Genomic DNA, 19,119 nt, shown 5'->3' with positions numbered 1-19,119 from the left:
CGCATGCATCGAATCTGTGAGTGATGCCGCCGTTTTCAAGAGAAATACCCACATGTTTATTCTTCCTCCCAAAGCCTTGAAATTGCTGGCTCTGGCGCTATGTGCCCCCGCGTTTGCCTTCGCCCAGGCCGCTCCTGCGCCTGCCCTGAGCCCCATCAAAGTGGCGATGATCGAAGGCCTGAGCGGCCCGTTTGGCAACACCGGTGAGGCTGTTTTTCGCAACCTGATCTGGGCCATGGAGCGTGTCAATGCGCGCGGTGGCGTGAAGCTGGTGGCGGCTCCTGGCGTGGTCGCGGGCAACCACCCGCTGGCACTGGAGCGCTACGACAGCAAGGGCCAGACCGAAGAGGCGCTGTCCGCCCTCAAGTCGGCCATTGACGACGGCGCCCAGTTCATCATGCAGGGCAACTCGTCAGCCACGGCTGCCGCGCTGATCGACGCCATCAACAAGCACAACGAGCGCGAGCCCGAACGGCGCGTGGTGTTCCTCAACTACGCGGCGGTCGATCCGATTCTGACCAACGAAAAATGCAGCTACTGGCACTTTCGGTTTGATGCCCACGCCGACATGCGCATGACCGCGCTCATGGACGTGCTCAAGGACGACAAGGCGCTCAAGAGCGTCTACATCCTGGGCCAGGACTACAGCTTTGGCCACGCCGTGGCGCGCGAAGCCAAGCGCCAGCTCGGTGCGTTGCGCCCCGACATCCAGGTGGTGGGCGAGGAGCTGCACCCGATGGGACGCGTGAAGGACTTTTTGCCCTACGCCGCCAAGATCAAGGCCAGCGGTGCGCAGGCCGTGATCACCGGTAACTTTGGCAACGACCTGACCTTGCTGGTCAAGGCCGCCAAAGAGGTGGGGTTTGAGGGCAAGTTCTACACCTTCTACGGCAATGCGCTGGGCGCGCCTGCGGCCATTGGTGAGGCGGGTATCGGCAAGGTCGTGGCGGTGGCCGATTGGCTGCCCAATGTGCAGAATGCCCAGAGCGAGGCCTTCTACCAGTCCTTCCGCCAGCGTTACCCCAAGCCGGTCGACGACTACGTTCATATGCGCATGCAGCTGATGGTGGAGTCGCTGGCGCAGGCCATCGAGAAGGCGGGTACTACCAATTCGATAGCTGTTGCCGCACAGCTGGAGCGGGCCAGGGTCACTTTTTCTTCACAAACCGGGGTCATGCGCGCGTCGGACCATCAGTTCCAGCAACCCTTGGTTGTGGGCCTGATGGACAAGCAGGGCGCCCCCGGCGTGAAGTTTGATGTAGAAGGTTCGGGCTATGGTTTTCGCGTGATCAAAACCATCACCGCTGCCAGTGCCGAGCAGCCGACCAGTTGCAAAATGCAGCGTCCTGCCCCGTAATTCACCCGACAACCACCCGAGTCTGCCATGCGCCAAGTCATCCTGAACCTTGAAGAATCCAGAATCCGCGAAGTGGCCAATGCTGGCATGGGGCGCAGCGATGTGCTGGCCTTCTGGTTTGGCGAGAGTGACGAAGTCACGCCGGACTTCATTCGCCAGGCGGCCATCGAGTCGCTGCAACTGGGGGAAACTTTTTATTCCCACAACCTTGGCCTGCCCGAGTTGCGCGAAGAGATTGCCAGCTACATGAGTGCCCGCCACGGCGTCATCGGGGCGGACCGGGTGGCCGTCACCAGCGGTGGCGTTAATGCCTTGATGCTCGCCATGCAGCAACTGGTGGATGCGGGCGACGAGGTGGTGGCGGTGACGCCCGTGTGGCCCAACCTGACGGCGCAGCCTGCCATCATGGGTGCCCGCGTCACGTGCGTGGCGCTGAAGCCGGTGGCGGGTGTGTGGACTTTGGACATGGCGGTTTTGCTCGCCGCGGTGACCGCCTCAATCAAGGTCCTGATCCTCAATGCGCCCAACAACCCGACTGGCTGGACCCTGACCCGCGACGAGCAGCAGCGCATCCTGGACCATTGCCGCGTCACCGGCACCTGGATTCTGGCCGACGAGGTCTACGAGCGCCTGTACTACGAGCCTTCACCCAACGGCTGTGCGCCCAGTTTTCTCGATGTCGCCAGACCGGAGGACCGCCTCGTGGTGGTGCACAGTTTCTCCAAGAGTTTTCTCATGACGGGCTGGCGGCTGGGCTGGCTGGTGATGCCCCCCAGCATGACGCACCACATGGGCAAGCTGATTGAATTCAACACCTCTTGCGCCAGCGTATTCGTCCAGCGAGCCGGCATGGCGGCACTGCGGGGCACGGACGAGGTCACGCCGCAGTTGGTGGCGCACCTGAAAACCTGCCGGGACACCTTGATCCCGCTGCTGCAAGCCATCCCCGGGGTGCAGGTCGCCCCAGCACGCGGCGGCATGTATGCCTTTTTCCGTTTGGCCGGTTTTGACGATTCCCTCGCGACCGCCAAACGGCTGGTGGTGGAGGCCGGTTTGGGCCTGGCGCCTGGCGATGCGTTCGCGCCGGAAGCGAAGGGTTGGTTGCGCTGGTGTTTTGCATCGAAAGACCCGCAGCGGCTGGTGGAGGGCGTCAACCGCCTGCAGCGCTGGCTGTCTGCGCAACCGCCGACAGGCGCCTGAACGCTTCGCTTGAGGAGTCCCGCAATCGGGCAGAAGGTCAAATCCCAGGATTGGCTATAATCGAATGGCTTTGCATATCGCACACGCACACGTCAGGCGCAGTTCCAGCGCTTGACGCAAGTTCAAATACCAAACAGGAAAAAATATGATCGCATCCAGTATCAAAGCCGCTGTCGTCAAAGACAACGCACGTCAAGCCGGCGACACAGGCAGCCCAGAAGTGCAAGTTGCACTGCTGACCGCCCGTATCAACGAACTCACTCCCCACTTCAAGACCCACGCCAAAGACCACCACGGTCGCCGCGGTCTGCTGCGCATGGTGAGCCGTCGTCGTAAGCTCTTGGACTACTTGAAGACCAAAAATGCTGAGCGTTACACCGCACTGATCGCCAAGTTGGGTCTGCGTAAGTAATCGTTCCATTGAATGATGAACGCCTGAGTTAGGTTCCTAGCTCAGGCGTTTTTTACTTCGGAGAAGGCAAAAACGAAGCGAAGCTGTGTCATTCCAGAGAAGTTTGCAGCAAATCTCTCTGGAATGGCATCGTGTTTTGTGTTGCTGAATCCGGGCTTGGGTGAAGTGGCCTGCACTTCCCGTAATGACCAGGAGATAAAAATGAGCATTTTCAATAAAGTCACCAAGACCTTCCAATGGGGTCAAAACACCGTCACCATGGAAACCGGCGAAATCGCCCGTCAATCCACAGGTGCTGTGCTGCTGGACATGGACGGCACCGTTGTGCTGGCCACCGTGGTTGCCAAGTCTGAAGGCAAAGCCGGTCAAGACTTTTTCCCGTTGACAGTTGATTACCTTGAGAAGACTTACGCTGCGGGCAAGATTCCCGGCAGCTTCTTCAAGCGCGAAGGCCGCCCCAGCGAGTTCGAGACGCTGACCAGCCGCCTGATCGACCGCCCCATCCGTCCTCTGTTCCCGGAAGGCTTCTTCAACGAGGTGCATGTCGTCGTTCACACCCTGTCATTGAACCCCGAAGTCGATGCTGATATTGCGGCCTTGATCGCAGTCAGCGCCGCCTTGTCCGTCAGTGGCATCCCGTTCAGCGGCCCCATCGGTGCGGCCCGCGTGGGTTATGTCAACGGTGAATACGTGTTGAACCCTGGTCAGACCGCCCGCAAGGATTCGATCCTTGATCTGGTCGTGGCGGGCACCGAAGCCGCTGTGCTGATGGTGGAATCTGAAGCCCAGCAGTTGTCAGAAGAAATCATGCTCGGCGCCGTGGTGTTTGGCCATGAGCAGGGCAACATCGCCATCAATGCGATTCACGAACTGGTTCGCGATGCTGGCAAGCCCGTGTGGGACTGGAAGGCGCCCGCCAAGAACGAAGTGCTGATTGCCAAAGTGGCCGCACTGGCCGAAGAGAAGCTCGCTGCAGCCTACCAGCTCCGCAACAAACAGGCACGTACGCATGCCACGCGCGAGACTTACACCTGGGTGAAGATGGGTCTGAAAGCCGAAGGCGTTGAGTTCGACTCAGTCGCGGTTGAAGGCATGTTGTTCGACATCGAAGCTCGCATCGTGCGCAGCCAGATTCTGGCCGGCGAACCCCGTATCGATGGCCGCGACACCCGTACTGTGCGCGCCATTGAAATCCGCAACAGTGTGCTGCCCCGTACCCATGGTTCAGCCCTGTTCACCCGTGGTGAAACCCAGGCGCTGGTGGTGACCACCCTCGGTACCGAGCGCGATGCCCAGCGCATTGACGCCTTGGCTGGCGAGTTTGAAGACCGCTTCATGCTGCACTACAACATGCCTCCGTTCGCCACCGGCGAAACCGGTCGCGTGGGCACGCCCAAGCGTCGTGAAATCGGTCACGGCCGTTTGGCAAAGCGCGCTTTGATGGCGGTGTTGCCAAGCAAGGAAGAGTTTCCTTACACCATGCGCGTCGTTTCTGAAATCACGGAATCCAACGGTTCTTCATCCATGGCCTCGGTCTGCGGCGGCTGTCTGTCTTTGATGGACGCCGGCGTGCCGATGAAGGCTCACGTGGCCGGTATCGCCATGGGTCTGATCAAGGACGAAGGTCGCTTCGCCGTGTTGACTGACATTCTGGGTGATGAAGATCACCTGGGCGACATGGACTTCAAGGTCGCCGGTACCACCAACGGTATCACTGCATTGCAGATGGACATCAAGATCCAGGGCATCACCAAGGAGATCATGCAGGTCGCGCTGGCTCAGGCCAAGGAAGCACGCATGCACATCCTGGGCAAGATGCAGGAAGCCATGGCCGAAGCCAAGACCGAAGTGTCCAACTTCGCGCCTCGCTTGTTCACCATGAAGATCAATCCCGAGAAGATCCGTGACGTGATTGGCAAGGGCGGCTCCGTGATTCGTGCGTTGACCGAAGAGACCGGCACCCAGATCAACATCGATGAAGATGGCACCATCACCATCGCCTCAAGCGATCCGGCCAAGGCCGAAGAAGCCAAGCGTCGCATCCAGCAAATCACCGCTGAAGTGGAAATCGGCAAGATCTACGAAGGCCCGATCACCAAGATTCTGGACTTCGGCGCGTTGATCAATCTGTTGCCCGGTAAAGACGGCCTGCTGCACATCAGTCAGATCGCGCATGAACGTGTCGAGAAGGTGTCCGATTACCTCACCGAAGGCCAGATCGTCAAGGTCAAGGTTATGGAAACGGACGAAAAAGGCCGCATCAAGCTGTCGATGAAGGCGTTGCTGGACCGTCCGGCCCAGAATGGTTCCGATCACCACGCTTGATTGACTTCAGTCTGTTATGAAATTGATAGCGCCCCGCGTATGCAGTGCGGGGGCCATCACCTGAATGACCATGAAAACGGTTGAAATTACCTCCTTTGGCGCACCCGACGTTCTTCGTCTGGGTGAGCGACCCATGCCGGTGTTTACTGCGGGTGAGCTGCTTATTCGCGTCTCTGCCAGCGGGGTGAACCGGCCTGATGTCCTGCAACGCACGGGGAACTACCCGGTGCCGCCCGGGGCGTCGGATATTCCGGGGCTGGAGGTGGCGGGTGTGATCGAGCAAGGTGATGCGCAGGCATTGTCCCGCGCGGGTTTCAAGCTCGGTGACCGGGTCTGTGCTTTGGTGGCGGGTGGCGGCTACGCCGAGTTTTGCGTGGCGCCGATCGCGCAGTGCCTGCCGGTTCCGGCCGGGCTCAGTGATGTCGAAGCTGCATCCTTGCCAGAGACCATTTTCACGGTGTGGAGCAATGTGTTTGATCGTGGGCAGCTGCAATCAGGTGAAACCTTGTTAATTCAGGGTGGCTCCAGTGGCATCGGCGTCACAGCCATCCAGATGGCCAAGGCCATGGGGGCGCGTGTGATCGTCACGGCGGGCAGTGATGAAAAATGTGCTGCCTGTGTCGCCTTGGGGGCTGACCATGCCATCAACTACAAGACACGTGATTTTCAGGATGAGGTCAAACGGCTGACAAGCGGGCAGGGTGTCAATGTTATTTTGGACATGGTCGCTGGCAGCTACGTGGCCAAAGAGATTGAGTGCCTGAGTGAAGAGGGCCGTTTGGTGATCATCGCTGTGCAGGGCGGTGTCAAGAGTGAAATTAACGCCGGTTTGGTGTTGCGTCGCCGACTCACGGTGACGGGATCGACCTTGCGGGCGCGCTCGGTGGCCTTCAAGGAGGCCATCGCGAAAGCCTGTTTGAAAAATATTTGGCCCCTGATTGAGGGTGGGCTTATCAAGCCGGTGATTCACAGCACGTTTGCTGCGCAGGATGCGGCCAAAGCACATGCTTTGATGGAATCCAACCAGCATGTTGGAAAAATTGTTTTGACTTGGGATAAGGCATGAAAAAAAAGCTGATCGCAGGCAACTGGAAAATGAATGGCTGTCTGGCTGCCAATGAAGCATTGGTCAACGCCATATTGGCCGGCATGCCAGTGCCTGCATGTGATGTGGCATTGTGTGTGCCTGCCGCCTATCTGGCGCAGATGCAGGTACTGACGCAGGGTACGGCCATTGATTTGGGTGCGCAGGATGTGTCCGAGCACGCCTCTGGCGCGTTCACGGGTGAGACTTCTGGCGTCATGCTCAAGGAGTTTGGTGTGCGTTATTGCATCGTCGGCCACTCGGAACGACGTCAGTACCACGCGGAATCCGATGCAGTTGTGGCTGCCAAGGCTCAATTTGCCCTGGCCAGTGGGATCACGCCCATTGTTTGCGTGGGCGAGACCCTCGCTGAACGGGAGGCTGGCAAGACTGAAGAAGTCGTCAAGCGCCAACTGGCAGCTGTGATCCATGCCAACGGGCATTGCATCAGTGAAATTGTGGTGGCTTACGAGCCTGTTTGGGCGATCGGGACGGGCAAGACCGCAACCACCGAGCAGGCGCAGCAAGTGCATGCCGTGCTGCGGGCGCAACTGAAGGCGGCGACACCTCAGGCTGACCGTGTCCATATTCTTTACGGCGGCAGCATGAATGCGGCCAACGCTGCCCAACTTCTGGCACAGCCCGACATCGACGGCGGTCTCGTTGGCGGGGCCTCCCTCAAGGCGGTCGATTTCTTGTCAATTATTGCTGCAGCCCAGTAATGGCGTGCGGTATTAGCTATAAATTCAGGAGTATTCAATGAGCATTTTCTTAACCCTTCTTCTCGCTGTCCAGATGATTTCTGCAGTGGCCATGATTGGTCTTATTCTGGTCCAGCACGGCAAGGGCGCCGACATGGGAGCCGCTTTTGGCAGTGGCGGCTCGGGCAGTCTTTTTGGGGCCAGTGGCAGTGCAAATTTTCTGTCCCGCACAACGGCCGTCCTGGCCACCGTGTTCTTTGTTTGCACGCTGTTGCTCGCCTACTTTGGTACAGCGCGGCCTGCGGCCAGTTCTGGAAGCGTGCTGGAGGGTGCTGTGGTCAATGTGCCCGCTCCTGCGGCGGTCGTGCCCGTGTTGCCTGCGTCTGGCGCGGCTCAAATACCCGTCAAATAACCGAACGTAATTTGCTTGTGAAATTGCCTGAATCCTTCCAGGAAATAGGGTGATTTCAGGGTAAACTCTAGCTCTGTTCGGAAAGCAAAAGCCGCAAGGTTCCTCACGCAATTCGAGCATCTGAAAGCCGCCGTCGTGGTGAAATTGGTAGACACGCTATCTTGAGGTGGTAGTGGCGAAAGCTGTGCGAGTTCGAGTCTCGCCGACGGCACCAGATAAACGTGTTAACTGCAGATGCCTGCAGTTAACACAGACTTTGATCAGAATCCCAAGATGAGCCTCGATCAGTACCTGCCAGTTCTTATGTTTATCCTGGTTGGCATTGCTGTGGGTGTTGTCCCGCAAGTGCTTGGTTATATTCTGGGTCCCAATCGGCCTGACCCGGCAAAAAACTCCCCTTATGAATGTGGTTTCGAGGCATTTGAAGATGCTCGGATGAAATTTGATGTTCGCTATTACCTTGTGGCGATTCTTTTTATTTTGTTTGATCTTGAAATTGCCTTTATGTTTCCTTGGGCTGTGTCCATCAAAGATATTGGGCTGCTTGGCTTCTTTGCAATGATTGAGTTTGTTGTGATTTTGGTCATAGGCTTTGTCTACATGTGGAAAAAAGGGGCCCTTGACTGGGAGTAAGACAATGATCGAAGGCGTATTAAAAGAGGGCTTTGTCACGACCAGTTACGACTCCGTGATGAATTGGGCGAAGACGGGTTCTGTCTGGCCTATGACGTTTGGCTTGGCTTGTTGTGCTGTCGAGATGATGCATGCTGCTGCGGCGCGTTATGACATCAGCCGTTTTGGTGCAGAGGTCTTTCGCGCAAGTCCGCGTCAGTCGGATTTGATGATTGTGGCGGGTACCTTGTGCAACAAGATGGCGCCAGCCTTGCGCAAGGTCTATGACCAGATGTCTGAGCCGCGTTGGGTGATTAGTATGGGTTCTTGTGCCAATGGTGGTGGGTACTATCACTACAGCTATTCGGTCGTGCGTGGTTGCGATCGGATTGTGCCGGTTGATGTCTACGTTCCTGGTTGCCCTCCGACTGCTGAGGCCTTGTTGTACGGCATCATGCAGTTGCAACAAAAAATCCGGCGCACGCAAACCATCGCCCGAGCCTGAAGGACTTTTGATGACTGTTTTTGCTGTAAATCCCGAGTCCCTCAAAGAAGTAATTTCCAATGCGTTGGGTGAGAAGATCAAGCACATTGGTGTGGCTTTGGGTGAGGTGACGGTGTTAGTTGCTGCTGCAGACTATTTCGATGCTGCCAAGGCATTGCGGGACGCGCCTGGTTGTGGCTTTGAGCAGATGATGGATTTGTGCGGGGTTGATTACTCTGAGTACAAGGACGAGGTGCGTGAGGGTTTGCGTTATTGTGTCGTCTTGCATCTTCTCTCGGTCAGTCTCAATCAGCGCGTGCGTTTGAAGGTGTTTGCGCCGGATGATGATTTCCCTGTGTTGCCGTCGGTCGTCGAGATTTGGAATTCAGCCAATTGGTTTGAGCGCGAGGCGTTTGATCTTTTTGGTATCGTCTTTGAGGGGCACAATGATTTGCGCCGAATCTTGACGGATTATGGATTTATTGGTCATCCATTTCGCAAGGATTTTCCGACAACAGGCCATGTTGAGATGCGTTATGACGCCGAGAGCAAGCGCGTTGTGTATCAGCCTGTGACGATTGAGCCGCGTGAGATCACGCCGCGTATCATTCGGGAAAATAACTATGGAGGCCTGCACTAAGCGGTTTGTGTCATGGCTGAAATAAAAAACTACACCCTCAATTTTGGACCGCAGCACCCTGCTGCGCATGGCGTTCTCCGTTTGGTGCTTGAGCTCGACGGTGAGGTGATTCAACGCGCGGATCCTCATATTGGTTTGCTGCATCGGGCGACTGAGAAGCTGGCTGAGAGCAAGACCTATATTCAGGCATTGCCCTACATGGATCGTCTTGACTACGTGTCAATGATGTGCAATGAGCATGCTTATTGCCTGGCCATCGAGAAGCTGTTGGGCATTGATGTACCCGTCCGCGCGCAATACATCCGCGTGATGTTTGCCGAGATCACCCGTTTGTTGAATCATTTGATGTGGCTGGGTTCGCACGGCAATGATTGTGGCAGTTCGACGATTTTGATCTACACCTTTCGCGAGCGTGAAGACTTGTTTGACATGTATGAGGCCGTCAGTGGCGCGCGCATGCATGCCGCTTACTTTCGTCCCGGCGGTGTGTACCGTGATTTGCCCGACAGCATGCCGCAGTACAAGGCCAACAAAATTCGGAATGCAAAAGGTATTGCTCAACTCAATAACAATCGGCAGGGATCCTTGCTCGACTTCATTGACGACTTTACCCAGCGTTTTCCAACCTATCTTGGTGAGTACCATACGCTGCTCACTGAGAACCGCATTTGGAAGCAGCGCACGGTTGACATTGGTATCGTGACTGCTGAGCGCGCCATGAACATGGGCTTTTCGGGTCCGATGCTTCGTGGTTCAGGCGTTGCCTGGGATTTGCGCAAGAAGCAACCCTACGATGTCTATGACCAGATGGACTTTGATATTCCTGTTGGAAAAACCGGGGATTGCTACGACCGCTATCTGGTTCGCATGGAAGAGATGAAGCAGTCCAATCGCATTATCAGGCAGTGTGTGGATTGGTTGCGCGTTAATCCTGGCCCGGTGATCACGGATAACCACAAGGTAGCGGCGCCTGACCGGGAGTCAATGAAGTCCAATATGGAAGAGTTGATCCATCACTTCAAACTGTTTACCGAAGGCTTTCACGTGCCCGAAGGCGAGGCCTATGCGGCTGTGGAGCATCCAAAAGGTGAGTTTGGTATTTACATCGTGAGCGATGGTGCGAACAAGCCTTACCGGTTGAAAATTCGTCCGCCAGGTTTTGCGCATTTGGCTGCTCTGAACGAGATGGCTGGTGGTCACATGATCGCTGATGCAGTCGCCGTGATCGGCACCATGGATATTGTGTTTGGAGAGATTGATCGATGATCTCAGAAGTTATTTCCGAGGCGACGAAGGCCCGTTTTGCAAAAGAAGTTGCGAAATACCCCGCTGATCAAAAGCAGTCTGCTGTGATGGCATGTCTCGCGATTGTTCAGCAGGAATTGGGTTGCGTCACAACTGACAGCGAAGCTGTGATTGCCACCTATCTCGACATGGCGCCCATCGCGGTGCACGAGGTCACGACCTTCTACAACATGTACAACCAGCATCCCTGTGGCAAGTACAAGCTCAATGTTTGCACGAACCTGCCTTGCCAGTTGCGCGATGGTGGAAAAGCGTTGAAGCATCTTGAGCAAAAGCTCGGCATTGTCATGGGCGAGACCACGTCGGATGGCCTGTTCACGCTGCAGCAGGCCGAATGCCTCGGCGCTTGCGCTGACTCACCTGTGTTGCTTGTCAATGACAGAACAATGTGCAGTTTTATGAGCAATGACAAACTTGATCAGTTGGTGGATGGCCTTCGTACAGCGGGAGACGCGGCATGATGGCTGAAAAAATCCTGGCTCAGTTTCAGGCGACAGGTGTGCAAACCTGTTTCCATGGTCGGCATATCAACCCGCAGATTTATGCGGACTTGAATGGTACAAATTGGCGACTGAAAGACTATGAAGCGCGCGGCGGATATCAAGCGCTTCGTAAGATCCTTGCAAAAGATGGCGGTGAGGGCCTGTCGCAAGATCAAGTGATTGCGACGGTTAAAGAGTCGGCCTTGAGGGGGCGGGGTGGTGCTGGGTTTCCTACTGGATTGAAGTGGAGTTTCATGCCACGTCAGTTCCCTGGACAGAAGTATCTGGTGTGCAACTCGGATGAAGGCGAGCCGGGGACCTGCAAGGACCGAGACATCCTTCAGTTCAATCCACATATTGTCATTGAGGGCATGATCATTGCTGCCTATGCAATGGGAATATCGGTTGGGTACAACTATATTCACGGCGAAATTTTCAAAAGTTACGATCGCTTCGAAGAGGCTTTGGAAGAAGCACGTGCAGCAGGGCTGCTGGGCAATAATATTCTGGAAAGCCCATTTACCTTTCAATTGCACGCGGCTCATGGTTTTGGTGCCTATATATGCGGCGAAGAAACCGCATTGCTGGAATCGCTGGAAGGCAAGAAGGGGCAACCTCGTTTCAAGCCGCCGTTCCCAGCCAGTTTTGGTCTCTACGGGAAGCCTACGACGATCAATAACACCGAGACTTTTGCGGCAGTCCCCTGGATCATTCGCAATGGTGGCCAAGCTTACCTGGAGTGTGGCAAGCCCAACAACGGCGGCACCAAGATTTACTCCATCAGTGGTGACGTTGAGATGCCGGGGAATTACGAAATTCCCATGGGAACTCCGTTCTCGAAGTTGCTCGAAATTGCCGGTGGTGTGCGCAATGGCCGTCAATTGAAAGCGGTTATCCCTGGCGGGTCGTCGTCGCCCATCTTGCCGGCCAACATCATGATGGACTGTACGATGGACTACGACTCCATTGCCAAAGCTGGTTCGATGCTTGGTTCGGGCGCAGTCATTGTGCTGGATGACAGTCGTTGCATGGTCAAGAGCCTGCAACGACTCAGTTATTTTTACATGCATGAATCTTGCGGCCAGTGCACACCGTGTCGTGAAGGCACAGGTTGGCTTTCACGCATGGTGGACCGAATTGAAAATGGTCATGGACGACCCGCTGACATGGATTTGCTGAACTCTGTTGCGGACAACATCCAGGGGCGCACTATCTGTGCTTTGGGAGATGCCGCCGCTATGCCTGTCAGGGCAATGATCAAGCATTTCCGTCATGAATTTGAATATCACGTTGAGCATAAGACCTGCATGGTCCCTGCCTACGTCTGACCGAGCCCTACGATGATTGAAATTGAACTTGACGGCAAGAAGGTAGACATTGTTGAAGGCAGCATGATCATGCATGCCGCTGACAAGGCTGGTACCTATATTCCGCATTTTTGTTATCACAAGAAGCTCAGCATTGCAGCGAACTGTCGAATGTGCCTGGTTGATGTGGAGAAGATGCCGAAGCCGATGCCAGCCTGTGCGACACCAGTGACGCAGGGGATGATTGTCCGCACCAAGAGTGACAAGGCGATCAAGGCGCAGCAGTCTGTGATGGAATTCCTGCTGATCAATCACCCATTGGATTGTCCGATTTGTGACCAGGGCGGCGAGTGCCAGTTGCAAGATCTCGCTGTGGGCTATGGCGGATCTGCTTCTCGTTACGAAGAAGAAAAGCGGGTCGTTGCAGTCAAAGATGTGGGGCCGCTGATCTCAATGCAGGAAATGAGTCGATGCATCCATTGCACGCGCTGCATCCGCTTTGGTCAAGAAGTGGCGGGGGTCATGGAGTTGGGCATGTCACATCGCGGCGAACACGCCGAGATCGAGACCTTTGTAGGCAACTCAGTGGACTCTGAGCTCTCTGGGAACATGATTGATATTTGTCCGGTGGGTGCATTGACCAGCAAGCCGTTTCGCTATAGTGCGCGTACGTGGGAGTTGTCACGCCGCAAGTCGATCAGTCCCCATGATTCAACCGGTTCTAATTTGATTGTTCAGGTGAAGAACAACAGAGTCATGCGTGTGGTCCCACTTGAGAACGAAGAAGTCAACGAGTGCTGGATTGCAGATCGTGACCGTTTCTCGTATGAAGCCTTGAACAGCGACGAACGCCTGACCACACCCATGCTGAAACAAGGCGGTGCATGGAAGGTCGTTGACTGGCAGACTGCTCTCGAGTATGTTGCCAATGGACTGAAGCAGATCAAGTCGGATCACGGCGCCTCAAGTCTGGGCGCCTTGGTCAGCCCGCACAGCACGCTTGAAGAGCTGTCACTCGCTGCATCCTTGATGCGTGGTCTGGGTAGCCAGAACATCGACTACCGTTTGCGCAATGCTGAGTTTCCGGTTGCGGAGGGAGTTCGTACGCTAGGTACCTCTATCGCCTCGCTGACCGATTTGCAACGTGTCTTGGTGGTTGGTTCCAGCTTGCGCAAGGATCACCCCTTGTTCGCACAGAGAATTCGTCAGGCGGCCCGCAAAGGCTGTTTAGTGAACGCAATCTGCGCGGTTCATGAAGATTGGGCACTTCCGGTAGCAAATGTGTTGATGGCTGACGCAAGCGGTTGGGTGCAAGTGTTGGCAGACATCGCTGCAGCGGTAGCTGCCGAGCTTGGCGTTGCTTCACCGGTTGTCGGTTCGACGACAGAATCTGCGACTGCGATCGCTCGCTCTTTGATGGGGGGCGAACGCAAGGCGATCTTGCTGGGAAATGCAGCTGCACATCACGCGAAGGCTTCGAGTCTGCTGTCGCTCGCCAACTGGATTGGCGCGCAAACTGGCGCGACCGTGGGTTACCTGACTGAAGCAGCCAATACGGTTGGCGCACAAGTTGTTGGCGCGTTGCCAGGCCCCGGCGGCCTGAATGCCAGTCAAATGCTCGAAGGCGGGTTGAAGGCCGTCCTGCTGCTCAATACGGAACCTGAGTTTGACTCAGCTGCCGGTGGAGCTGTCCGGGCTGCATTGATGCAGGCTCAAATGGTTGTGTCCCTGAGTCCTTTCAAGGCAAATATGTCGTTCTGCGACGTGGTGTTGCCCATTGCACCGTTCACAGAAACTTCGGGCACTTTTGTGAACGCAGAAGGGCGTGTGCAAAGCTTTCATGCGGTCGTCAAGCCACTGGGTGAGACGCGTCCGGCGTGGAAGGTCTTACGCGTTCTGGCGAACATGCTCGGTGTTCCGGATTTTGCATTTGAGTCATCACAAGATGTATTGAAGCAAGTGCCAGGACTCGACTCTGCGGATGGAAGCTTTGTAGCTGCCCACCTGATGAGCAATGTGACCAATGCCATTGTCGATCTTTACCCTGCAGGTAAAGATCCGGTGGTGGCCGGTATTTACACACTCGACGGAACCGTGAGGCGTGCGGCTGGTTTGCAGTTGACAGCCGACGCTCGGAAAAGCCTGTTGGCGCAGGAGATTGCAGCATGATCGACGCCATTTTTTCTTTTGGGCAGGGCTTGCTGGCCGCCTCGTGGTGGACTGCCGTGGTATGGCCTGTGATCTGGACCTTGATGAAAATTGTCGTGGTCGTCTTGCCACTGATGGGCGCTGTCGCGTACCTGACGCTTTGGGAGCGCAAGTTCCTGGGGTGGATACAGGTTCGGGTTGGCCCCAATCGCGTGGGTCCATTGGGTCTGCTTCAACCGATTGCTGACGCGCTGAAACTGCTGACCAAGGAGATTCTGATTCCGACGGCGGCAAGCAAAGGGTTGTTTCTGATTGGTCCTATTTTGACGATCATGCCCGCCATGGCGGCATGGGCCGTCATCCCGTTTGGCCCTGATGTGGCATTGGCCAACGTGAATGCTGGACTGCTGTTTGTTATGGCGATCACCTCCATGGAGGTGTATGGCGTCGTCATCTCTGGCTGGGCCTCCAACTCAAAGTACTCCTTCTTGGGTGCATTGCGAGCCTCTGCGCAAATGGTGAGTTACGAAATTGCGATGGGTTTCTGTCTGGTGATTGTGCTCATGGTGTCGGCGAGCATGAACATGACGGATATCGTCACTGGCCAGGGCAAAGGTTACTTCGCGCACATGGGACTGAACTTCCTCTCCTGGAACTGGTTGCCGCTGCTGCCCATTTTTGTGGTTTACATCATCTCCGGTTTGGCCGAGACAAACCGCCACCCGTTCGATGTGGTCGAGGGTGAGGCTGAAATTGTTGCTGGGCATATGGTCGAGTATTCGGGCATGTCCTACGCGATGTTCTATCTGGCTGAATACGCGAACATGTGGCTGATTTCGATTCTGGCGTCGATCATGTTCTTGGGTGGCTGGATTTCCCCTATTGACAGTGTGTTGTTCAATTGGATTCCAGGCTGGATCTGGCTCGGGATTAAGACCTTCATGGTTGTCAGTCTGTTCATCTGGGTACGGGCGACGTTTCCACGCTTTCGTTATGACCAGATCATGCGTTTGGGTTGGAAGGTATTCATTCCAGTGACACTTGTATGGCTGGTGGTCGTAGGCGGATGGATGCAGACTTCTTTCAATATCTGGAAATAACTGGAATTGACGATGTCCACAATTACACAAATTTCAAAACCTTCAGCTTTTTCGCTTAAGGACTTCCTCTCCAGTTTTCTATTGCTGGAGTTGTTCAAGGGACTGGCTTTGACTGGGCGGTATGCGTTCAGACGCAAGGTCACCATTCAGTTTCCTGAAGAGAAAACACCGCTGTCTCCCCGGTTTCGGGGTCTGCACGCCTTGCGGCGCTATGAAAATGGCGAAGAGCGTTGTATTGCCTGCAAGCTCTGCGAAGCAGTCTGCCCCGCCATGGCGATCACGATTGAGTCGGAAGTGAGAGCTGATGGTTCTCGCCGCACCAGCCGCTACGACATTGACTTGACCAAGTGTATATTTTGCGGGTTTTGTGAAGAAAGTTGTCCTGTCGATTCGATTGTGGAGACCCACATTCTGGAGTACCACGGCGAAAAGCGAGGTGACTTGTATTTCACCAAAGAAATGCTGTTGGCTGTAGGCGATCGTTATGAAAACGAAATCGCAGCCAGCAAGTCGGCTGATGCCAAGTACCGCTGACCTGTCGCAAGAAAGAAATCATTCGTATGGATGTCAAAACTGGTTTGTTTTACGTTTTTTCCGCGGTGTTGCTGTTTGCCGCTTTTCGGGTCATAACAGCCCGCAATCCTGTTCATGCTGTACTGTTCCTGGTGTTGGCCTTCTTTCAGGCGGCTTTGGTCTGGATGCTTTTGAAAGCTGAGTTTCTTTCAATTACTCTAGTGCTCGTCTATGTCGGTGCTGTGATGGTCTTGTTCTTGTTCGTTGTGATGATGATGGACATCAATATTGACAGCGTCAGGGTCGGCTTTTGGCGGCATTTCCCGTTGGCAGCCGTTGTGGGCGTTGTCATCGCTCTTGAGATGGCTGGTGTTTTGATGGGCGGCTTTCGCGTCAGTGAAGAGCCTCGCGCCAGTGCCGCAATCGGGAATGCGACGACCCAAATCTCCAACACCCGAGAGTTGGGAAAGATCTTGTACTCGCAGTACCTTTACCCGCTTGAGGTTGCCGCAGCCATTCTTTTGGTGGCCATGATTGCGGCTATCGCGCTCACCTTGCGTCAACGCAAGGACAGTAAATATGTAAGCCCGGCTGATCAGGTCCGGGTGAAGTCCAAAGACCGCATGACAGTGCTCAAGATGTCCGCCACGCAAGTGGAGGTGCCAGCTGATGCTGTTGCTGCAACGACTGCTGAAAGTAAAGTATGACCGTCTCTCTGGGCCACTTTTTGTCGCTGGGTGCGATGCTGTTTGCGATGTCTGTTATCGGGATTTTCCTGAATCGCAAGAATCTCATTGTCTTGTTGATGGCCATCGAATTGATGCTGCTCGCTGTCAATACCAATTTTGTCGCTTTCTCCTACTATCTGGGTGACTTGCACGGCCAGATCTTTGTGTTTTTTATCCTGACCGTGGCGGCCGCAGAGTCAGCTATTGGTCTGGCGATTCTGGTGCTTTTGTTCCGTAACAAGTCCAGTATCAATGTCGACGAACTCAATACGCTCAAGGGTTAAAAAAGATGAGTCAAACCCTTTCTGCTTCAACGCTTTTGATCGTTCCAATGGCTCCGCTGTTGGGCGCCGTGCTGGCGGGTATTCTTGGAACTAAATTCGGTGGAAACTGGATTGGTCGCAGGATGTCGCATACCCTGACGATTTTGGGTGTACTGGTTTCCTTCGTGCTTTCGGCCATGACGCTGAAGAGTGTTGCTTTTGACGGCGCTCGCTTCAATGAAACGCTCTACACCTGGATGGTCGTGGGTGGCCTCAAGATGGAGATTGGATTCCTTGTTGATGGGTTGACCGCCATGATGATGTGCGTGGTTACCTTCGTATCCTTGATGGTTCACGTCTACACCATCGGTTATATGGAAGAAGACGAAGGCTACAATCGGTTCTTCGCCTACATCTCGCTGTTCACCTTTTCGATGTTGATGCTGGTCATGAGCAACAACATGCTGCAGCTGTTCTTCGGCTGGGAGGCGGTGGGACTGGTGTCTTACTTGTTGATTGGTTTCTGGTTCAACAAGCCAACGGCTATCTTCGCGAACATGAAGGCCTTTTTGGTCAATCGTGTCGGTGATTTCGGGTTTATTCTTGGCATTGGTTTGATTGTTGCCTTTTCTGGCACGCTGAATTACACCGAGGCGTTTGCAAAAGCCGGTGATTTGGCGAAGCTGAGTTTCCCCGGAACTGACTGGATGTTGATCACCGTGATCTGCATATGTTTGTTCATTGGCGCGATGGGCAAGTCAGCCCAGTTCCCTCTTCACGTTTGGTTGCCAGATTCCATGGAAGGCCCCACACCCATCTCGGCATTGATTCATGCTGCGACCATGGTGACCGCCGGTATTTTCATGGTGGCTCGCATGTCGCCCTTGTTTGAGCTCAGCGAAACTGCATTGAATTTCATCATGGTTATTGGTGCGATCACGGCTTTGTTCATGGGGTTCCTGGGCATTATTCAAAACGATATCAAACGTGTTGTCGCTTATTCCACACTCTCTCAGTTGGGATACATGACTGTGGCTTTGGGTGCGTCCGCCTACTCTGTCGCGGTGTTCCATCTGATGACGCATGCCTTTTTCAAGGCGCTGCTGTTTTTGGCAGCAGGTTCGGTGATCATGGGGGTGCACCACAATCAGGACATTCGCTGGATGGGTGGGTTGCGCAAGTACATGCCGATTACCTGGATTACCTCTCTTCTCGGTTCTCTCGCTCTCATTGGAACCCCCTTGTTTGCCGGTTTTTATTCCAAGGACAGCATCATCGAGGCCGTGCTTGAGAGTCACCTGCCAGGTGCCGGATTTGCCTCTTTTGCCGTTTTGGCGGGTGTCTTTGTAACGGCTTTCTATTCGTTTCGCATGTACTTTCTCGTGTTCCACGGGAAAGAGCGCTTTGACCAGAATCCCAATGCACACCATGACGACCACCATGGACACCATGATGCTCACCACGAGCCTCATGAGTCGCCATGGGTTGTGACGGTGCCGTTGATATTGCTTGCAATCCCTTCTGTTGTGATTGGTTTCATGACGATCCAGCCCATGTTGTTTGGTGAGTTCTTTAAGGGCGCAATCTTCATTGATGCCGAGAAACACGCTGCGATGGAAGAGTTGGGCAAGGCGTTCCACGGACCGGTTCAAATGGCGTGGCATTCCTTGACCACCATGCCGTTCTGGTTGGCGTTGGCAGGTGTGGCCACTTCGTACTACATGTACATGATCAATCCCGCTCTGCCTGCTGCCATCAAGTCACGTGTCCAGCCGATCTACACGTTGCTGGAGAATAAGTACTACCTGGACTGGATCAACGAGAACATTCTTGCCCGTGGTGCCCGCGCCTTGGGAACTGGTCTGTGGAAGGGTGGTGATCAGTTCTTGATTGACGGCATGTTGGTCAATGGATCGTGGAAAGTCGTCGCTTGGTGTTCGGGTCTGGTTCGTCGGGTTCAGTCGGGCTATCTGTACCACTATGCGCTCGCAATGATCTTGGGTGTTTTCGTGCTGATGACGTATTTCGTCTGGCTCAAGTAGGAGA

At 54.8% G+C, this 19,119-nt stretch carries 19 protein-coding genes and 1 tRNA gene; all 20 read left to right on the top strand.

What is annotated here, in order from left to right:
* Window positions 1–52: 52 nt before the first annotated feature.
* The 20 genes from AC097N_RS07650 (at window position 53) to nuoL (ending at window position 19,115) form a co-directional block, all read left to right on the top strand.
* Window positions 53–1,357 carry a branched-chain amino acid ABC transporter substrate-binding protein gene (locus AC097N_RS07650; RefSeq protein ID WP_479580299.1) on the top strand — a complete coding sequence of 435 codons (1,305 nt, stop codon included), beginning with the start codon at window positions 53–55 and terminating at the stop codon, window positions 1,355–1,357.
* Between the two features lie 27 nt (window positions 1,358–1,384).
* Complete coding sequence (locus tag AC097N_RS07645) at window positions 1,385–2,557, top strand: pyridoxal phosphate-dependent aminotransferase (protein ID WP_479580298.1); 1,173 nt, start codon at window positions 1,385–1,387, stop codon at window positions 2,555–2,557.
* A gap of 145 nt (window positions 2,558–2,702) precedes the next feature.
* Complete coding sequence (gene rpsO / locus AC097N_RS07640) at window positions 2,703–2,969, top strand: 30S ribosomal protein S15 (protein WP_479580297.1); 267 nt, start codon at window positions 2,703–2,705, stop codon at window positions 2,967–2,969.
* 201 nt (window positions 2,970–3,170) lie between these two features.
* Window positions 3,171–5,294, top strand: a complete 2,124-nt coding sequence (gene pnp / locus AC097N_RS07635) for a polyribonucleotide nucleotidyltransferase (protein ID WP_479580296.1) — start codon at window positions 3,171–3,173, stop codon at window positions 5,292–5,294.
* A 70-nt stretch (window positions 5,295–5,364) separates the two neighbouring features.
* Window positions 5,365–6,360 (top strand): NAD(P)H-quinone oxidoreductase, encoded by a 996-nt coding sequence (locus AC097N_RS07630; protein ID WP_479580295.1) that lies wholly within the window; start codon window positions 5,365–5,367, stop codon window positions 6,358–6,360.
* Window positions 6,357–7,100, top strand: a complete 744-nt coding sequence (tpiA, locus tag AC097N_RS07625) for a triose-phosphate isomerase (protein WP_479580294.1) — start codon at window positions 6,357–6,359, stop codon at window positions 7,098–7,100. The genes AC097N_RS07630 and tpiA overlap by 4 nt, the downstream gene beginning before the upstream one ends.
* A 37-nt stretch (window positions 7,101–7,137) precedes the next feature.
* Entirely contained in the window at window positions 7,138–7,491 is a 354-nt protein-coding gene (gene secG / locus AC097N_RS07620) for a preprotein translocase subunit SecG (protein ID WP_479580293.1), read from the top strand.
* A gap of 129 nt (window positions 7,492–7,620) precedes the next feature.
* Window positions 7,621–7,705: transfer RNA gene (locus AC097N_RS07615), tRNA-Leu, on the top strand.
* A 59-nt stretch (window positions 7,706–7,764) separates the two neighbouring features.
* Entirely contained in the window at window positions 7,765–8,124 is a 360-nt protein-coding gene (locus AC097N_RS07610; RefSeq protein ID WP_479580292.1) for an NADH-quinone oxidoreductase subunit A, read from the top strand.
* Between the two features lie 4 nt (window positions 8,125–8,128).
* Window positions 8,129–8,608 (top strand): NuoB/complex I 20 kDa subunit family protein, encoded by a 480-nt coding sequence (locus AC097N_RS07605; protein ID WP_296699902.1) that lies wholly within the window; start codon window positions 8,129–8,131, stop codon window positions 8,606–8,608.
* Between the two features lie 10 nt (window positions 8,609–8,618).
* Window positions 8,619–9,227 (top strand): NADH-quinone oxidoreductase subunit C, encoded by a 609-nt coding sequence (locus tag AC097N_RS07600; RefSeq protein WP_479580291.1) that lies wholly within the window; start codon window positions 8,619–8,621, stop codon window positions 9,225–9,227.
* Window positions 9,228–9,239: 12 nt separating this feature from the next.
* Window positions 9,240–10,493 carry an NADH-quinone oxidoreductase subunit D gene (locus AC097N_RS07595; RefSeq protein WP_479580290.1) on the top strand — a complete coding sequence of 418 codons (1,254 nt, stop codon included), beginning with the start codon at window positions 9,240–9,242 and terminating at the stop codon, window positions 10,491–10,493.
* Window positions 10,490–10,993 carry an NADH-quinone oxidoreductase subunit NuoE gene (gene nuoE / locus AC097N_RS07590; RefSeq protein WP_479580289.1) on the top strand — a complete coding sequence of 168 codons (504 nt, stop codon included), beginning with the start codon at window positions 10,490–10,492 and terminating at the stop codon, window positions 10,991–10,993. The genes AC097N_RS07595 and nuoE overlap by 4 nt, the downstream gene beginning before the upstream one ends.
* The gene (gene nuoF / locus AC097N_RS07585; protein WP_479580288.1) at window positions 10,990–12,342 is read left to right on the top strand and encodes an NADH-quinone oxidoreductase subunit NuoF; all 1,353 of its coding nucleotides are present in this window, start codon (window positions 10,990–10,992) and stop codon (window positions 12,340–12,342) included. The genes nuoE and nuoF overlap by 4 nt, the downstream gene beginning before the upstream one ends.
* A 12-nt stretch (window positions 12,343–12,354) precedes the next feature.
* Window positions 12,355–14,490 carry an NADH-quinone oxidoreductase subunit NuoG gene (gene nuoG / locus AC097N_RS07580; protein ID WP_479580287.1) on the top strand — a complete coding sequence of 712 codons (2,136 nt, stop codon included), beginning with the start codon at window positions 12,355–12,357 and terminating at the stop codon, window positions 14,488–14,490.
* Window positions 14,487–15,569, top strand: coding sequence for an NADH-quinone oxidoreductase subunit NuoH (gene nuoH, locus AC097N_RS07575; protein WP_479580286.1), 1,083 nt, complete (start codon window positions 14,487–14,489; stop codon window positions 15,567–15,569). Before nuoG ends, nuoH begins: the two co-directional genes overlap by 4 nt.
* A 12-nt stretch (window positions 15,570–15,581) precedes the next feature.
* A complete protein-coding gene (gene nuoI / locus AC097N_RS07570) occupies window positions 15,582–16,103 on the top strand; it encodes an NADH-quinone oxidoreductase subunit NuoI (protein WP_479580285.1) in 522 nt (173 codons plus the stop codon).
* A gap of 26 nt (window positions 16,104–16,129) precedes the next feature.
* Entirely contained in the window at window positions 16,130–16,789 is a 660-nt protein-coding gene (locus AC097N_RS07565; protein ID WP_479580284.1) for an NADH-quinone oxidoreductase subunit J, read from the top strand.
* A complete protein-coding gene (gene nuoK, locus AC097N_RS07560; protein ID WP_479580283.1) occupies window positions 16,786–17,094 on the top strand; it encodes an NADH-quinone oxidoreductase subunit NuoK in 309 nt (102 codons plus the stop codon). The genes AC097N_RS07565 and nuoK overlap by 4 nt, the downstream gene beginning before the upstream one ends.
* 5 nt (window positions 17,095–17,099) lie before the next feature.
* Window positions 17,100–19,115 (top strand): NADH-quinone oxidoreductase subunit L, encoded by a 2,016-nt coding sequence (gene nuoL, locus AC097N_RS07555; RefSeq protein ID WP_479580282.1) that lies wholly within the window; start codon window positions 17,100–17,102, stop codon window positions 19,113–19,115.
* The last annotated feature ends 4 nt before the right edge of the window (window positions 19,116–19,119 follow it).

The sequence above is a fragment of the Rhodoferax sp. LS1R11 genome (genome assembly GCF_056521395.1).
The sequence above is the reverse complement of the archived record's forward strand: the minus strand, read 5'-3'. Positions and strand labels throughout refer to the sequence as shown.

What these genes read in the sequence shown, in the direction of transcription:
- AC097N_RS07565 (WP_479580284.1), top strand. Translation starts at nt 16,130, where the DNA reads ATGGATGTCAAAACTGGTTTGTTTTACGTTTTTTCCGCGGTGTTGCTG.
- AC097N_RS07595 (WP_479580290.1), top strand. Translation starts at nt 9,240, where the DNA reads ATGGCTGAAATAAAAAACTACACCCTCAATTTTGGACCGCAGCACCCT.
- nuoF (WP_479580288.1), top strand. Translation starts at nt 10,990, where the DNA reads ATGATGGCTGAAAAAATCCTGGCTCAGTTTCAGGCGACAGGTGTGCAA.
- AC097N_RS07600 (WP_479580291.1), top strand. Translation starts at nt 8,619, where the DNA reads ATGACTGTTTTTGCTGTAAATCCCGAGTCCCTCAAAGAAGTAATTTCC.
- AC097N_RS07650 (WP_479580299.1), top strand. Translation starts at nt 53, where the DNA reads ATGTTTATTCTTCCTCCCAAAGCCTTGAAATTGCTGGCTCTGGCGCTA.
- secG (WP_479580293.1), top strand. Translation starts at nt 7,138, where the DNA reads ATGAGCATTTTCTTAACCCTTCTTCTCGCTGTCCAGATGATTTCTGCA.
- rpsO (WP_479580297.1), top strand. Translation starts at nt 2,703, where the DNA reads ATGATCGCATCCAGTATCAAAGCCGCTGTCGTCAAAGACAACGCACGT.
- AC097N_RS07605 (WP_296699902.1), top strand. Translation starts at nt 8,129, where the DNA reads ATGATCGAAGGCGTATTAAAAGAGGGCTTTGTCACGACCAGTTACGAC.
- AC097N_RS07645 (WP_479580298.1), top strand. Translation starts at nt 1,385, where the DNA reads ATGCGCCAAGTCATCCTGAACCTTGAAGAATCCAGAATCCGCGAAGTG.
- nuoH (WP_479580286.1), top strand. Translation starts at nt 14,487, where the DNA reads ATGATCGACGCCATTTTTTCTTTTGGGCAGGGCTTGCTGGCCGCCTCG.
- nuoK (WP_479580283.1), top strand. Translation starts at nt 16,786, where the DNA reads ATGACCGTCTCTCTGGGCCACTTTTTGTCGCTGGGTGCGATGCTGTTT.
- tpiA (WP_479580294.1), top strand. Translation starts at nt 6,357, where the DNA reads ATGAAAAAAAAGCTGATCGCAGGCAACTGGAAAATGAATGGCTGTCTG.
- AC097N_RS07610 (WP_479580292.1), top strand. Translation starts at nt 7,765, where the DNA reads ATGAGCCTCGATCAGTACCTGCCAGTTCTTATGTTTATCCTGGTTGGC.
- nuoE (WP_479580289.1), top strand. Translation starts at nt 10,490, where the DNA reads ATGATCTCAGAAGTTATTTCCGAGGCGACGAAGGCCCGTTTTGCAAAA.
- AC097N_RS07630 (WP_479580295.1), top strand. Translation starts at nt 5,365, where the DNA reads ATGAAAACGGTTGAAATTACCTCCTTTGGCGCACCCGACGTTCTTCGT.
- nuoG (WP_479580287.1), top strand. Translation starts at nt 12,355, where the DNA reads ATGATTGAAATTGAACTTGACGGCAAGAAGGTAGACATTGTTGAAGGC.
- nuoI (WP_479580285.1), top strand. Translation starts at nt 15,582, where the DNA reads ATGTCCACAATTACACAAATTTCAAAACCTTCAGCTTTTTCGCTTAAG.
- nuoL (WP_479580282.1), top strand. Translation starts at nt 17,100, where the DNA reads ATGAGTCAAACCCTTTCTGCTTCAACGCTTTTGATCGTTCCAATGGCT.
- pnp (WP_479580296.1), top strand. Translation starts at nt 3,171, where the DNA reads ATGAGCATTTTCAATAAAGTCACCAAGACCTTCCAATGGGGTCAAAAC.